The organism is Actinomyces sp. 594 (genome assembly GCF_019325145.1).
Lineage (GTDB): Bacteria > Actinomycetota > Actinomycetes > Actinomycetales > Actinomycetaceae > Actinomyces.
Map to the genome: position 1 here is coordinate 1 of NZ_PIZC01000058.1, position 15,764 is coordinate 15,764.

Annotated in this window: 11 protein-coding genes; 6 read left to right on the forward strand and 5 right to left on the reverse strand. The window is 69.3% G+C overall.

Annotated features, from left to right (window positions below):
- Positions 1 to 273 precede the first annotated feature (273 nt).
- A complete protein-coding gene (mnmA, locus tag GZ998_RS09940; RefSeq protein WP_219109746.1) occupies positions 274 to 1,392 on the forward strand; it encodes a tRNA 2-thiouridine(34) synthase MnmA in 1,119 nt (372 codons plus the stop codon).
- Between the two features lie 45 nt (positions 1,393 to 1,437).
- Here the strand turns inward: mnmA and GZ998_RS09945 are convergent, their stop codons facing one another.
- The 5 genes from GZ998_RS09945 to GZ998_RS09965 all read right to left on the reverse strand — a co-directional run bounded on the left by GZ998_RS09945 (position 1,438) and on the right by GZ998_RS09965 (position 5,551).
- Positions 1,438 to 2,253, reverse strand: a complete 816-nt coding sequence (locus tag GZ998_RS09945; protein ID WP_161923869.1) for a hypothetical protein — start codon at positions 2,251 to 2,253, stop codon at positions 1,438 to 1,440.
- Positions 2,253 to 3,017: an ABC transporter ATP-binding protein gene (locus GZ998_RS09950; RefSeq protein ID WP_162679456.1), complete on the reverse strand. Its 765-nt coding sequence runs from the start codon at positions 3,015 to 3,017 to the stop codon at positions 2,253 to 2,255. Before GZ998_RS09950 ends, GZ998_RS09945 begins: the two co-directional genes overlap by 1 nt.
- Positions 3,014 to 3,403: a GntR family transcriptional regulator gene (locus tag GZ998_RS09955; protein WP_161925298.1), complete on the reverse strand. Its 390-nt coding sequence runs from the start codon at positions 3,401 to 3,403 to the stop codon at positions 3,014 to 3,016. Before GZ998_RS09955 ends, GZ998_RS09950 begins: the two co-directional genes overlap by 4 nt.
- A gap of 310 nt (positions 3,404 to 3,713) precedes the next feature.
- Positions 3,714 to 4,700: an electron transfer flavoprotein subunit alpha/FixB family protein gene (locus tag GZ998_RS09960; RefSeq protein WP_374939200.1), complete on the reverse strand. Its 987-nt coding sequence runs from the start codon at positions 4,698 to 4,700 to the stop codon at positions 3,714 to 3,716.
- 71 nt (positions 4,701 to 4,771) lie between these two features.
- Positions 4,772 to 5,551, reverse strand: a complete 780-nt coding sequence (locus GZ998_RS09965; RefSeq protein WP_219109748.1) for an electron transfer flavoprotein subunit beta/FixA family protein — start codon at positions 5,549 to 5,551, stop codon at positions 4,772 to 4,774.
- 301 nt (positions 5,552 to 5,852) lie between these two features.
- Here GZ998_RS09965 and glgX point away from each other — a divergent pair, with 301 nt between their 5' ends.
- From glgX to glgB, 5 genes are all read left to right on the forward strand, one after another.
- On the forward strand, positions 5,853 to 8,210 hold the full coding sequence (glgX, locus tag GZ998_RS09970; protein WP_219109749.1) for a glycogen debranching protein GlgX: 2,358 nt from the start codon (positions 5,853 to 5,855) through the stop codon (positions 8,208 to 8,210).
- 31 nt (positions 8,211 to 8,241) lie between these two features.
- Positions 8,242 to 9,402, forward strand: coding sequence for a tryptophan--tRNA ligase (trpS, locus tag GZ998_RS09975; RefSeq protein ID WP_161923865.1), 1,161 nt, complete (start codon positions 8,242 to 8,244; stop codon positions 9,400 to 9,402).
- 47 nt (positions 9,403 to 9,449) lie between these two features.
- Positions 9,450 to 11,561: an alpha-1,4-glucan--maltose-1-phosphate maltosyltransferase gene (locus tag GZ998_RS09980; protein ID WP_162679452.1), complete on the forward strand. Its 2,112-nt coding sequence runs from the start codon at positions 9,450 to 9,452 to the stop codon at positions 11,559 to 11,561.
- Positions 11,562 to 11,848: 287 nt separating this feature from the next.
- Complete coding sequence (locus tag GZ998_RS09985) at positions 11,849 to 13,330, forward strand: 1,4-alpha-glucan branching protein (RefSeq protein WP_238994338.1); 1,482 nt, start codon at positions 11,849 to 11,851, stop codon at positions 13,328 to 13,330.
- Positions 13,331 to 13,442: 112 nt separating this feature from the next.
- Complete coding sequence (gene glgB, locus GZ998_RS09990) at positions 13,443 to 15,695, forward strand: 1,4-alpha-glucan branching protein GlgB (RefSeq protein ID WP_219109750.1); 2,253 nt, start codon at positions 13,443 to 13,445, stop codon at positions 15,693 to 15,695.
- The last annotated feature ends 69 nt before the right edge of the window (positions 15,696 to 15,764 follow it).

Consider the following 15,764-nt stretch of genomic DNA (forward strand, 5'->3'; position numbering starts at 1 on the left):
CCCATCACCGGAACCATCACCACCACCAACACCACCACCCCATACAACATCGTCCGCACCATCACCTACCTCACCGACCAAGCCGAAACCACCCAAGGACACTAAAACACGCGATCTTAAACGCGTTCACCCACTCGCTTCCGGGCTGCAGTTACCCGACGCATCCAGCGTTCAGAGGTGTTCTGCCCGACATCCCGCGCCCCCGCCCATGGCGGTAGGCTGCAACCCGCCCACCCGGGCACCTGCAGAACTAATGCAGCGGAAGGAGCACACGTGCGCGTACTGGCAGCCATGTCCGGCGGAGTCGACTCCGCGGTAGCCGCCGCGCGCGCCGTCGAGGCCGGCCACGAGGTGGTCGGCGTGCACATGGCACTTACCCGCAACCGGGCCGCCACCCGCTCCGGCACCCGCGGCTGCTGCTCCATCGAGGACGCCGGCGACGCCCGCTGGGCCGCCGAGATCCTGGGCATCCCCTTCTACGTGTGGGACCTGTCGGAGGAGTTCGAGGAGCGGGTGGTCGCCGACTTCCTGTCCGAGTACCGCGCCGGCCGCACCCCCAACCCGTGCGTGCGCTGCAATGAGCGGGTCAAGTTCGACGTGCTGCTGGAGCGCGGCCTGGCCCTCGGATTCGACGCCGTCGTCACCGGCCACTACGCCCGCCTGCGCGGCGGCGCCACCGACGGCAGCCCCGGCCAGACCGGCGACCTGGAGTTGCGCCGCGCCGCCGATACGGCCAAGGACCAGTCCTACGTGCTGGCCGTATCAGGGCGCGAGGGCCTCTCCCGCGCCCTGTTCCCCCTAGGCGACGCCCCCTCCAAGGCGGCGGTGCGGGCCGAGGCGGAGCGCCGCGGCCTGCCGGTGGCGGACAAGCCCGACTCCTACGACATCTGCTTCGTCGCCGACGGCGACACCCGCGGTTTCCTGCAGCGCAGCCTCGGCGCCAAGGAGGGCAGCATCGTCTCCCCCCACGGCGAGGTGCTCGGCACCCACAGCGGCTACTTCGGCTTCACCGTCGGCCAGCGCAAGGGCCTGGGCCTGACCCGCCCGGCCGCCGACGGCCGCCCGCGCTACGTGATCGCCACCCGTCCGAGCACCAATGAGGTCGTGGTCGGCCCCGCCGAGCTGCTGCAGCGCACCGTGGTCGACGGCAAGGACCTGGTGCTGCTGGACTCCCCCGCCCCGCTCGCCGACGGCGTCGGCTGGCAGGACGTGACCGTACAGGTGCGCGCCCACGGCCGCCCGGTGCACGCTGACGTGACCGTGGACGGCGTCGGCGGCACGCTGCACGCGGTGCTGCGCCAGCCCCTGCGGGGCCTGGCCGCAGGGCAGAGCGTCGTCGTCTACGGCGGAGACGACGGCGACCGGGTGCTGGCCCAGGCCACAGTCGCCTGAACCGGGCACCCGGCCACCTTGCGCCGATTAGGTTCAGCGAAATGTTCAGCGCAGGGAGGTGTGTCTCTCGATCGCGCGCACGCCTCGCACTCCGAGGACCAACGCCAGCAGCGGCCACACGGCGATGTACCCCAGCCCCAGCAGGGTCGGGTCCCCGTCGGTCCGCACCGCCTCAATGAAGTCCGGCAGCATCCATGTAATCACAATGTCTCCGGACGGAATCCCAATGCTCACCGGCACGATCAGTAGCAGCAACAACGAGAGCACCTGCGCCACCAGGTACAGCGCCACGAAACCAATCACGGGCGCGCCGAAGCCGAGGTGGTTCCAGCGCCCTTGCGCCCCGATGCTCATAATCGCGGACACGCACACGATTACGCACGCGAGTTCCACAATCACGTAGATGAAGAAACCGATCACCCAGCCGGTGCCGACGAAGGCCAGCATCTCACGCAGAGGTTGGAGCAGCTCACCGAGGCCGATTCCCTGAGCCCGCGCGGCCGCCCACACGGTCACCAACAAGCCCACTGCAGCGAAGCACATCGCCGCCAGGCCGGCCGCGAAGGCGTAGAGCACCTTGGCGGCATAAAGCGTGCGCCCGGGCGCCGGGATGCTCATGGTCAGGTAGCCGCGCGCGCCATACATGGACTGCCAGTACTCGGAGGCGGTGTGGACGAGCGCCACTGGTATGGCCAAGGCAAAGGAGACTACCGCGCCAAGCGTCCCGAATAGGCTCAAAACCGGCAGGTCCAGAAACGTGACTCCGAGGAAGGCGATCCCGAACACCGTGAAGATGCCGAGCATCTTCAGCTGGATGGGCGCCAGGAAGCGGACCTCCTCAGTGAACAGTGTGCGCAGCATCAGCGGTACTCCTTCCGGAACAGGGCGTCCAGGCTCATTCCGTGTGCCTGACGCAGGTCATCGGCGTCGCCCGCCAGCAGCAGGCGGCCGTCCTTGAGGAAGACGACGGAGTCGACGATCGGCTCCACGTCGGCGATCAGGTGGGTGGAGATGACCATCAGTGACTCGGGGTCGAAGCCCCGCAGGACACCACTGAGGATCACGTCACGGGCGGCGGGGTCGACCCCGGAGATGGGCTCGTCCAGCAGGTAGACACGTGCACGCCTAGCCATGACCAGGCTGACGCGCAGCTTCTCCCCCATGCCCTTGCTCATCTCCTTCAGGCTCCGGTCACCGGGAAGGCCGAAGAACTCCACCAGCTCGCGCGCACGATCGGCGTCGAAGTCGGGGAAGAGCCGGGAGAACATCGCTATGGCCTGCTCGGGCTTGAGTCCCGAGGCCAGGAATTCGGCGTCGGGCAGGAAGGCGACCAGCGCCTTCGTCTCCGGCCCTGGAGCATGTCCGCCTACCCGTACCTGGCCGTCGTAGTCAGCCAGCAGGCCGGCCAGGATCTTCAGCAGGGTGGTCTTGCCCGAGCCGTTGGAGCCCATGAGCCCCACGATCCGGCCCGCCGGCAGGTCCAGGGTCAGGTCCATCAGTGCCGGGCGGCCGCGGTAGGCCTTGGTCACGCCGGACACAGATACCAGCGGCACTGCGCCGTCGGGGATGGGGATAGAGCTGAAGCGCGCCGCGGGCGACGCCGCCTCTAGTGGATGCTGGGTCATGAGGATTCTCCTGTGTCTGCCGAGGAAGGGCGCAGTTCCCAGCGCTCCTGCAGGAGCGCTGCGGCCTGCGGAAGATCCATGCCGACGGCGGCGAGGGCGGTGATGAAGGTGTCCGTGGCGCCGGTGGCGAGTTCCCGGCGGACGGCATCGACGACGGCGGTATCCGTGGTGACGAAGCGGCCGGCGGTCCGCTCGGTGCCGGTCAGCCCGGTGCGGTCGAGCTCGGCCAGTGCGCGTTGAACGGTGTTGGGGTTGACGCCGGATTGCGTGGCCAGTTCGCGCACGCTGGGTATCCGGGTGCCGATCGGCCAGGCGCCGGTGACGATCCGCAAGCGGAAGTCGTCGACCAGTTGCAGCCAGATCGGCCGGGAGCCGTCAAGATCCACAAGGCCTCCCTCTGTTGGGTGTACGGGTGTGCTCATGAGCGCAGCGGACAGAGGGCCGGGAGACCATCTGTATTACTGCGCTAGTACAGTGACACAAGGGGCCCGCTGTGTCAACTCCGCACTGCCAGCCGCGCACCGCACATCCCGCCGGCGGGCCGGATGGCGGACGGGATACCGCCATATCGACCGATCTCAGCGAAAGAGAAGCGCCCCGGCCCGGGAGAACCGGGACGGGGCGCTGTGCCAGCGATCGCTCCGGCACGGCATCGCGTGGTGCCACGCGGCGAACTGGGTCCGGAGCGCTTGGTTATCAGCTGCGCAGGCGCGCCAGTTCCTCCACGAGCTGGGGAACCACCTGGGCCACATCGCCGACCACGCCGTAGTCGGCCATCTCGAAGATCGGAGCCTCGGAATCGTCGCTGACGGCAACGATGGTGCCGGCGCCCTGGATGCCGCTGGTGTGGTGGACGGCGCCGGACACTCCCAGTCCGATGTACAGGCGAGGCGTGATTGACGCCCCCGTCTGGCCGACCTGCGCGGAGCGCTCGATCCAGCCCTCATCGCAGGCCACGCGGGTGGCGCCGATGGCAGCCTGAAGCGGATCGGCCAGCGAGTGCACCAGCTCAAGGTCGCCGTCGGTACCGCGTCCCATCACCACCACTCGCTGGGCCTCGGACAGGTCGGGGCCCGCAGCGGCGTCGGCGACCTCGCGGGAAACGACCGTAACAGCCGCAGCCTCCGCGGACAGGGCAACCTCAAGTGCCTCCACGGCCAGCTCGACTTGGCCGTCGGCCGTCGGCGCAGGCTCGGAGGCGCCGGCGTGGACGGAAATCACCGGAGTCCTGTCCGCCTGCGCCGAGACGGTCATAGTGGTGGACCAGGTTCCCGACAGGACCAGCTTGGAGGCGCGCAGCTCATTACCGACCACCTGCAGGTCACCCACGTCCGAGGCGCAGGCCGAGCCCAGCAGGACCGCGGCCCGTCCGGCGACTTCCTTGCCCCGGTAATCGCTGCCGACCAGCGCGACGGCGGGCATGACCGCCTCGACCGCTGCGACCACTGCGTCGGCGGCAACCGCAGCCACCGCTTCGCGTCCGCCCAGGTCGGCCGCCAACAGGCGGGAAGCACCGGCAGCGGCCAGCTCCGCACAGACGGAGGTGTCAACGCTTCCCAGGACCAGGGCCACGACGTCGGCGGAGGTGAGCCCACGAGCCACCGATACCAGTCCCATGGCAGCCGGGGTGGGGTCGCCCTCCGGCGTGCGGTCGACCAGTACGACGATGGGGTCGTTCAACATGTTTTCAGGCATAGCTAGTTCGCGATTCCTTCCCTGCAAGTTCGTGCTCGAAGCCTGTGCTCGCCCGGGGCTCACACGAGGTTGTTCTCGACCATCCAGGCCGCCAGCTCACGCCCGGCCTCCCCGGCGTCGGTACGGATAATGCCGCCCTGGCGGGCAGGCCGCTCGGCGAAGTCGACGACGGCGATTCCCGCCTCTACGTCGGCCAGGCCGAGGTCCTCCAAGTCCCAGGTGTCCACCGGCTTCTTGCGCGCGGCACGCATGGCGGCGAAGTTGGGGTAGCGCGGCTCATTGGCCTGATCGGTAACTGACACGAGCGCGGGCAGCGGGGCGGAGAGCACCTCCCGGACGGTGCCGGTGGCGCGGGTCACAGTCGCCTCATCCGCACTGACCTCCAGCGAGCTCGCCAGGGTCAGGGCCGGGACGTGCAGTGCGGCGGCGAGCGCACCTGGGAGCATGGAGGTCATGGCGTCCAGGGAGGCCATACCGGTGATCACCAGGTCCACATCTCCCGGACCGGAGTCCACCCCGCCGAGCTTTGACACGGCGGCGGCGAGGGTGCGTGCGGTGGTGGGGACGTCCGCGCCCGCAAGCGCGGCGTCGGTGACCACGACACCGGAGTCGGCCCCCATCTGCAGGGCGCGGCGCACGCCGTCCTCGGCGTCCTCAGGTCCCATAGACAGGGCGATCACCTCACCACCCAGCTCTTCGACCAGCGCTACCGCGGCCTCGACGGCGTTCTCGTCGAGCTCGTTGAGAACGTCCTCCTCGCCGCGTACCAGGCGGCCCCCCTCCAGGCGGCGCTCGGACTGCACGTCCGGGACGTGCTTGATGCAGACGACTATTTTCATGCGCACAAGATTGCCATATCTGGGCGCCGCGACAGGTGAGCGCTCAGTCACCCCTGCCCGGGCCGCCGCCGGCGCCGGCCCGCTTTCCCAACCCGCGCGCCAACTGCACCAATGCGACATACGTCCTAACTGTGCGGCCACTCCACGCAGCCTCGCCAAAGCCCGTATCGCCTATCCTCAGACACACGGGCGAGACGCCCGAGTACGGCCTGATTGGTGCCGGCACGTCAGCGTCGCCCCGGATCAACTGTCACGAGGTGGCATCGCGAAGCCCACCTGCTCGACCATAGGATTCATGCACATGCCCCCATCGCCAGAGCTGCAACCCGCCGCCCGTGCCGACTCCGACGCCTCGGACCGCACGCGCCTGGGCGCCACGCTCACCGGAGACGGCGCCGACTTCGTGGTGGTCGCGCCGCGTGCCGAGGCTGTGGACCTGTGCCTGATTCAGACCGACTCCACCGGTGCGATCACCTCGGAGCGCCGCATCGGCATGCACGGGCCCGTCCGTGGCGCGTGGAGCGCCCACGCGCCCGGAGTCCGCGCCGGTCAGCGCTACGGATATCGGGCGCACGGCCAGTGGAATCCCTCCGAGGGACTGCTGTTCAACCCGCGCAAGCTCCTGCTGGACCCGTACGCCCGCGCCATCGACGGCACTCCGCGCCTGGGGCCGGAGCTGTACGCACACGCCGTAGACGCCGAGCTGGCCCCCACCTACGTGCCCTTCCTCCCCTCCCAGCTGGACTCCGCCGGGCACACGGCCCTCGGCGTGGTCACCGGGGAGCAGTTCCCCGTAGTCCCCGGGCCCAAGGTGCCCGCCGAGCGCACGGTCATCTACGAGATGCACGTCAAGGGCTTCACCCACTCCATGCCCGGAGTGCCTCCGGAGCTGCGCGGCACTTATGCGGGATTGGCGCACCCCGCCGCCGTGTCCCACCTGCGCTCGCTCGGCGTCACGACGGTGGAGCTACTGCCCGTTCACGCCGCCTTCTCCGAGGCCTTCCTCCTCCAGCGTGAGCGGACCAACTACTGGGGCTACTCAACCCTGTCGTACTTCGCGCCCGAACCGGCTTATGCGACCCGCACCGCCCGCGAGGCGGGCCCACAGGCCGTACTGGACGAGTTCCGCGGCATGGTCTCGCTACTGCATGAGGCCGGCCTGGAAGTGATCATGGACGTGGTCTACAACCACACCTGCGAGTCGGGTATGGACGGGCCCGCGCTGTCCCTGCGCGGACTGGACAACCTCGAGTACTACCTGCACGCCCCGCACCGGCCCGCCCAGTACGTGGATGTCACGGGCACCGGCAACACGGTGGACTTCCGCTCCACCCGGGCCGTGCAGCTGGTGCTGGACTCGCTGCGCTACTGGGCCGGCGACGTCGGCGTGGACGGCTTCCGCTTCGACCTGGCCGTGACGCTGGGCCGTGATGCCTCCGAGTTCCAGGCACGTCACCCGCTGCTGATCGGCATGGCCACCGACCCGGTGCTGCAAAACACCAAGCTGATCGCCGAGCCCTGGGACATCGGTCCGGGCGGCTGGCGCACCGGCGAGTTCCCGGCGCCCTTCCATGACTGGAACGACCGCTACCGCGGCACGGTGCGCTCCTTCTGGCTGCATGACGCCTCCGAGATGTCCAAGGGGCGCCCCGGCAATGACCTGCGGGACCTGGCCACGCGCCTGAGCGGTAGCGCCGACATGTTCGGATACGGCGAGTATCCGGGCGGGCGCGGTCCGCTGGCCTCCATCAACTTCGTCACCGCCCACGACGGCTTCACTCTGCGCGACCTGGTCAGCTACGACTACAAGCACAACCTGGCCAACGGCGAGGACAACCGCGACGGCACCGATGACAACCGTTCCTGGAACCACGGGTTTGAGGGACCGCTGCCGGAGGGCATGGGCGGGGGCCCCATCGAGATCCTGCGACGCCGCTCCTCCCGCAACGTGCTGGGCACCCTGCTCGTCTCCGCCGGCACGCCCATGCTGCTGGGCGGCGATGAGATGGGACGCACCCAGGACGGGAATAACAACTCCTACTGCCAGGACTCCGAGATCTCCTGGTTCGACTGGAATCTGACCACTTGGCAGCGCGACCTGATCGCCACGACGCACTTCCTGATCAGCCTGCGCGACAGCCACCCGGTGCTGCGCCCGACTTCCTTCGCCACCGGTTCCGTCCCCAGCGGCGACGCCCTGCCCGACCTGTCCTGGTTCCGCGCCAATGGTGACCCCATGGACGTGGCCGCCTGGCACGACCCCTGGACCCGGGTAGTGCAGATGCTCCGCTCGGGCACGCCCATGGACGACGCCGACCTCCTACTCGTCATCAACGGCTCCCTGGCCCAGGAGGACGTCACCCTGCCCGACGGCCACGGCACCGACTGGCACCTGATGTGGGACTCGACCTGGGCCGTGCCGCGCCCCCACACCTCGGCCTTCGCGCTGGCGCACAGAGTGAGCCGGGGGCCGGCGGCCCGCGCCCGTGCACTCAACCCGGCCCGCGCTCGAGCCTCGCGCTCCGGCGCGACGGACTGTCGGCAGGACCGGCCCGGGGACACCACGACGCTGGATGCCCTGTCCTTGCGCATCTACCTGTCCGGGGAGCAGCTGGTCGGGTTGCCCGAGGAGCGCCCGCACGCTCTGCCCGAGGAGTAGTCGTCGGCCTGCCCGGTCTAGGATGGCGGCCATGACGCAGCACGACGCGAATGCCGGTTCCCCCTCCAGCAATGCAGCCGGCGGTACGGCCGGCACGAATGCGGAGGACGCCCTGTCGCGCTCCACGGACGCGGCCTCGCTGGCCCGCTCACTTGCCCGTAGTGCCGAGATCGAGGCCGACCTCGACGTGAACCCGGGCCGCTACCGGATGCTCACGGGCGTGCGCCCGACTGGCAACATGCACCTGGGCCACTACTTCGGCACGATGCACTCCTGGAAGGGCATCCAGGACCGGGGCGTGGACACCTGGATCCTGGTAGCGGACTACCAGGTGATCACCGACCGCGACGGCGTGGGCCCGATCCGTGAGCGCGTCCTGTCACTGGTGGCGGACACCCTGGCAGTCGGCGTGGACCCGCGGCGCTCCACAATCTTCGCCCACTCCGCCGTCCCGGCCGCCAATCAGCTCATGCTGCCCTTCCTGTCCTTGGTCACCGAGTCCGAGCTGCACCGCAATCCAACCGTCAAGGCGGAGCTGGAGGCCACCGACGGGCGCGCCATGACCGGCCTCATGCTCACCTATCCGGTGCACCAGGCCGCTGACATCCTGTTCTGCCAGGCGAACCTGGTGCCGGTGGGCAAGGACCAGCTGCCCCACCTGGAGCAGGCTCGCATGATCGCCCAGCGCTTCGACAAGCGCTACGGGCGGGCGGTCAAGGAGCACCCGGTATTCCGCCGGCCGGAGGCGCTGCTGTCCCAGGCGCCACTGCTACTGGGCCTGGACGGGGAGAAGATGAGCAAGTCCCGCCACAACACCATTGAGCTGCGCATGAGCGCGGACGAGACCGCCAAGCTGCTCAAGAAGGCCAAGACGGACTCCGAGCGGCACATCACCTATGACCCCGAGGGCCGGCCGGAGGTGGCGAACCTACTCACCCTGGCCTCGTTGTGCGGGGCCGGGGACCCGCAGTCGCTGGCGGAGCGGATCGGCGACGGCGGCGCCGGCACGCTCAAGCGCATCACCACCGAGGCGGTCAACGAGTTCTTCGCCCCCATCCGCGCCCGCCGCGCCGAGCTCGCCGCCGACGAGGACTACCTGCTGCAGGTACTGGCAGACGGCAATGCCCGGGCCAACACGGTGGCCGAGCAGACCCTGCACGCGGTACGCACGGCCATGCACATGAACTACTAGGGCGCCGGTGGGCCACATGCACACGCGCAGACAGGTACGCTTGCGCTGTGACCCCTAACACGACGCCGCGCACGGCGAAGACGAAGTCAACCAGCCACGCTGCTCCCGCCGCTGCGGCGCAGCCCGCACCCGCCCAGGTGCCCCAGCCGGCACCGTATGCACCGGTGGGACGAATCCCGGTGACGGAGGTCTTCCCCGTCGTGGAGGACGGGCGCTGGCCGTCAAAGGCCGTGCCCGGCGAGGTCTTCCCCATCCGGGCGACGGTGTTCCGGGAGGGGCACGATCGCTTTGGAGCCACCGCCGTCCTGGTGCGGCCAGACGGCACCGACGGTCCCAGCGCCCGCATGTACGAGGTCGGCATCGGCCTGGATCGCTATGAGGCGCGTCTGGCGGCGGACTTCCCAGGCGACTGGGGCATCCGCGTGGAGGGGTGGTCGGACCCCTACGGCACCTGGGCCCACGATGCCGGGGTGAAGGTTCCCGCAGGCGTCGACGTGGAGCTGATGCTGGAGGAGGGCGCCCGCGTGCTTGAGCGCGCAGCCGCTGTCCCGGGCCGGGCCGAGGGTGACGCCGAGGCCCTGCTGAACGCCGCCGTCGCCCTGCGTGATGACTCCGCCTCCGCCACCGACCGGCTCTCCGCCGGGCTGTCTGCGGACGTTGCGGCAGTCCTGGACCGGCTGCCGCTGCGCGATCACGTATCTCCCTCGGCCACCTACCCGCTGCAGGTGGATCGGCAGCGGGCCCTGGCAGGCTCCTGGTACGAGATCTTCCCCCGGTCCCTGGGAGCGCATCGGGATGAGCAGGGCGTGTGGCAGACCGGCACACTGCAATCGGCCACTCAGCGACTCGGCCGCATCGCCGCCATGGGCTTTGACGTCCTCTACCTGACCCCGATCTCCCCGATCGGCACCACCAACCGTAAGGGTCGCAACAACACGCTCAACGCCCTGCCCGGGGACCCGGGTTCCCCGTACGGCATCGGCTCCCCCGAGGGCGGGCACGACGCCATCCACCCGGATCTGGGCACCTTCGACGACTTTGACGCCCTGGTGGCGCGTGCCCGGGAGCTCGGCATGGAGGTGGCCCTGGACCTGGCCCTGCAGTGCTCCCCGGACCACCCCTGGGTGACCGAGCATCCCGAGTGGTTCACCGTCCTGGCCGATGGCTCGATCGCCTACGCCGAGAACCCGCCCAAGAAGTACCAGGACATCTACCCCCTCAACTTCGATAACGATCCCGAGGGCATTTACCAGGCGATACTGGAGGTGGTACGCACCTGGATCAGCCACGGGGTGACGATCTTCCGGGTAGACAACCCGCACACCAAGCCCCTGCCCTTCTGGCAGCGTCTGATCCGCCAGGTGCGTGAGGACAACCCCGAGGTGCTGTTCCTGGCGGAGGCCTTCACCCGCCCGGCGATGATGCGCACCCTGGCAAAGATCGGCTTCCACCAGTCCTACACCTACTTCGCCTGGCGCAACACCAAGCAGGAGCTGACCGATTACCTGGTGGAGCTGTCCCAGGAGACCGCGCACGTCATGCGCCCCACCTTCTGGCCCACCACGCACGACATCCTCACGCCCTTCATGACCAACGGGAAGGTTCCCGCCTTCAAGCTGCGTGCCGTACTGGCCGCCACCATGTCCCCCACCTGGGGCATCTACTCCGGCTACGAGCTGGCCGAGTCGGTGCCGCGCCCCGGGTATGAGGAGCAGATCGACAACGAGAAGTACGAGTACAAGCAACGCGACTTCGGCGCCGCACGCGTCAACGGCATCGAGGCTCTGCTCACTGCGCTGAACGCTGCTCGTCACGCCCACCCGGCGCTCCAGCAGCTGCGGGATGTCTGGTTCCACCCCACCAGTGACGACAACCTGATCGCCTACTCCAAGCGGGTGGATGCCGCTCACTCTCCTAGCGGGAAGGACGACGTGGTGCTGACGGTGGTCAACCTGGACCCCTATGGCGCCCACGAGGGCGAGATCTACCTGAACCTGGAGCAGCTGGGCCTGCCCGGTTGGGTGGACGGTTCCCGGCCAGTGCTGCGGGTCACCGATGAGCTGACCGGCGACGTCTACGACTGGTCCGGGCAGAACTATGTGCGTTTGGACCCCTTCTCAGGCCGTGTAGCCCATGTCTTCTCAGTCGAGCCTCTGTGAGGAGCAGCTGCGCGTCCCCGGCCTGATCACAACCGGAGGGGCCCCGTGACCGTAACCGGCGTTCCCGGCCTGCCCCACCCGTGCAGCACTGGTTGGCGTCCGGTATCCGGCACGAGCGCCGTGGCGCGCTCCCCCTGGCTGACGACTCAGCGGATTACCCGGCTGACTGCTGGGCCTGCCACTCAGTCAGACGCTCGGCGTGATGCCCAGTTGGCGATCGCTGGGCCCGTGGGGCAGCCCCCTCGCGGCCGCCGGCTGCCTGCCGCCCCAAACTGTCAGGAGGACCGATGAGTCATTCGACGGCCGCCATGCCGGATACGCCGGCATGGCCCGACGACGCCTCCTTGCTCGCGGCGCTGGGGAGCTGGATGGGCCAGCGCCGCTGGTATCCGCTCAAGGGGGAACCCGCCCACGGCCCATTGCGGATGGTGGGATCCTGGAACCTGGGCGAAGGCGTACGGGACCTACTGGTGGCAGTACCCCGACGCGAGGCGGGCGCCGTGCTGGTACACGTGCCCCTGGTGCTGGAGCCTCGCGCCACACCGGGCGACTTCGCCGCCGCAGGCGAGGCCGAGGGCAACGCCGGCTTCGTCATCCCCGACTCCGAGGGCGGGTCCCTGACGCTGGTCGACGGCGCCCACCACCCCCGCTTCTGGCGGGCTTGGGCGCAGTCTGCGCTGGACGCGGGCACCACCCTCGGCGGCACCGGGGCGCAGGCGATCGCCGAGCGCGCCGACCGGCTGCGAGTCACCACCGGCCAGCAGTCCAACACCTCGGTGGTCCTGCCGTCTCCGGGCGACCACCCGGCGGCAGGAGCGGCCGATGCCGCCACCGGTGACCTGATCGTGAAGCTGTTCCGTGTGCTCTCGCCGGGACGCAACCCGGATGTGGAGGTATCAGTCGCGCTGGCGCGCGATGGCTGGGACCGCGTGCGCACCCCCGTGGCATGGACCACGCTGACTTGGTCCGATACCGCCACCGGCGCCCAGCTGACGGCGGACGCGGCCGTGGCCTGCACTTTCGTGCCCCGTGCCGAGGACGGCTTCGAGCTGTTCTGCGAGCTCGCGGGTGCCGACGACGCCGACGGTCCGCGACGAGACCGTGCGCTCACCCTGGCCCGGGACCTGGGTGACACCACCGCCCAGATGCACGCGCGCCTGGCTGCGTCGCTGGCCGGCTCTGCACCACCCGCCCCCGGCGAGCTGGCGCAGGCGCTGCGCGAGCGGGCTCATTGGGCCATGGATGAGGTACCCGAACTGGAGAACCGGCTGCCGCGGCTGCGCGACCGTGTGGAGGCGGTCCTGGCCGAGCTCTCGGCGCTGGACCGGTTGGAGGCGGCCACTCGCGTCCACGGCGACTACCACCTGGGACAGGTGCTGCACGCCGTCGACGAGGACCGCTGGTACGTACTGGACTTCGAGGGTGAACCCCTGCGGCCACTGGCCCAGCGCAGCCGCCCGGACCAGCCCCTGCGCGACGTGGCCGGCATGCTGCGCTCCTTCGACTACGCGGCCGAAGTCGGTCATGCCGCACATCCTGACTGGCTGCCGGCCGTGCGCGGCGCCTTCCTGGAGGGCTACTGGGCCGCCGTGGAAACCGCTGCGGCTGCTGCCGAGACCGCTGATCGGCCAGGCCCCGGTGCCAGGCAGACCCTGCTCAAGGCCCTCGAGCTCGACAAGGCCCTGTACGAGGCCGTCTACGAGGCCCGCAATCGTCCCGACTGGATCTCAATCCCGCTTCATGGCATCGAGGTGATGCTGAACAACTGATACCCAAGTGTCTGACGCTTCCGGCAACAGTCGCGTAAGACACATCATCCACGCCGGGTTGCACCGGTATAAAGTCCCCCCTCAGCCGGTCACCGCATGGGAGAGTGAGAACATGACCGACGTCACCAGCCCCGAGCCCGCCCCCGAATCCAACGACGCCCCGCCGCCGGATGCCACTGGCCCCGCGCCCGTCCCGGTAGACCCCTGGGTCCTAGCGGATGTCGCCTATGCGCGGTACCACAACCCGCATGAGGTGCTCGGCGCCCATGTGGGCGCCGAAGGCGTAACCATCCGCACCGTGCGCCACCTCGCCGACGCCGTCGTCGTGGTCACCGGGGAGGGTTCCTTCCCCGCCCGGCATGAGCAGGACGGCGTGTGGGTCGCCGTCGTGCCCGGGGACACCATTCCGGACTACCGGATCAAGGTGACCTACGGGGAGGAGACCATCACCGTCGACGACCCCTACCGCTTCCTGCCGACTCTCGGCGAGATGGACACCTACCTCATCTCCGAGGGGCGCCACGAGGAGCTGTGGGAGGTGCTGGGCGCGCACGTCAAGCGCTACTCCGGCTCCATGGGGGACGTCGAGGGGGTCGCCTTCGCGGTGTGGGCGCCCAACGCCCGGGCCGTGCGCGTGGTGGGCGACTTCAACTACTGGGACGGCACCGCCTCCGCCATGCGCTCCCTGGGCGCCTCCGGCGTGTGGGAGCTGTTCATCCCCGGTGTGGGCGTGGGCGCCCGCTACAAGTTCGAGCTGTGCTTCCAGGACGGCTCCTGGCACCAGAAGGCCGACCCCATGGCGCGTGCCACCGAGGTGCCGCCCGCCACCGCATCCGTGGTCACCGACCGCTTCCACGAGTGGAACGACGAGGAGTGGATGTCCCGCCGCGCGGTCACCGACCCGCACTCCGGGCCGATGAGCGTGTACGAGGTACACATCGGCTCCTGGCGGCAGGGCCTGGGCTACCGGGGCCTGGCCGACGAGCTGGTCCCCTACGTCAAGGACGCCGGCTTCACCCACGTGGAGTTCATGCCCGTGGCCGAACACCCCTTCGGCGGCTCCTGGGGCTACCAGGTCTCCGGCTACTACGCCCCCACCGCGAGATTCGGAACCCCGGACGACTTCAGGTACCTGGTGGACCAGCTGCACCAGGCCGGCATCGGCGTCATCCTGGACTGGGTGCCCGCCCACTTCCCCAAGGACGAGTGGGCGCTGGCGCGCTTCGACGGAACCGCCCTGTACGAGGACCCGGACCCGCAGCGCGGCGAGCACCCTGACTGGGGCACCTACGTGTTCAACTTCGGCCGCAACGAGGTGCGCAACTTCCTAGTGGCCAACGCCCTGTACTGGCTGGGCGAGTTCCACATCGACGGCCTGCGCGTGGATGCTGTCGCCTCCATGCTCTACCTGGACTACTCCCGCGAGGAGGGCCAGTGGCACCCCAACCAGTTCGGCGGCCGGGAGAACCTGGAGGCGATCAACTTCCTGCAGGAGGCAACCGCCACGGCCTACCGGAAGAACCCCGGTACGGTCATGATCGCCGAGGAGTCCACCGCCTGGCCGGGCGTGACCGCTCCCACCGAGTACGGCGGCCTGGGATTCGGCCTGAAGTGGAACATGGGGTGGATGAACGACACCCTGCGCTACCTGGCCGAGGAGCCCATTAACCGCCGCTACCACCACGGGGAGCTGACCTTCTCCCTGGTGTATGCCTTCTCCGAGCAGTTCATCCTGCCGCTCAGCCACGACGAGGTCGTGCACGGCAAGGGCTCCCTGCTGTCCAAGATGCCGGGTGACGCCTGGCAGGAGCTGGCGGGTCTACGCGCGCTGTACGCCTACCAGTGGTCCCACCCCGGCAAGCAGCTGCTGTTCATGGGGCAGGAGTTCGGGCAGGGCGCCGAGTGGAACTCGGAGAACTCCCTGGACTGGTGGATCCTGGACGATCCGGGCCACACCGGCCTGCTGCGTCTGGTCAGCGACCTTAACGCCTTCTACAAGGACTCCCCCGCACTGTGGTCCGATGACTTCTCCCACCGCGGCTTCGAGTGGATCGAGGCGGGCGACGGCGACCACAACGTCCTGTCCTACCTGCGCAAGGGCACAGGTCCGGACGGGCGCTCGGACCTGGTGGCGGTGATCGTCAACTTCGCCGGCACCCCGCACGAGGGCTACCGGGTGGGCCTGCCTTTCGCGGGCGGCTGGGAAGAGGTCATCAACACCGACGCCCCCGAGTACGGCGGCTCCGGCGTGGGCAACCTCGGGCACGTCGAGGCCGAGGAACTGCCCTGGAACGGCCGCCCCGCCTCGGTGCGGCTGCGGGTCCCCCCGATGGGTGCCATCTTCCTGCGGCCGTCGCGCGACTGAACCGCAGATCGTCGCGAAGCACACGCGCTCCGCGACAGGGGCCCGGCGGCGTTGAAACGCCGCCGGGCC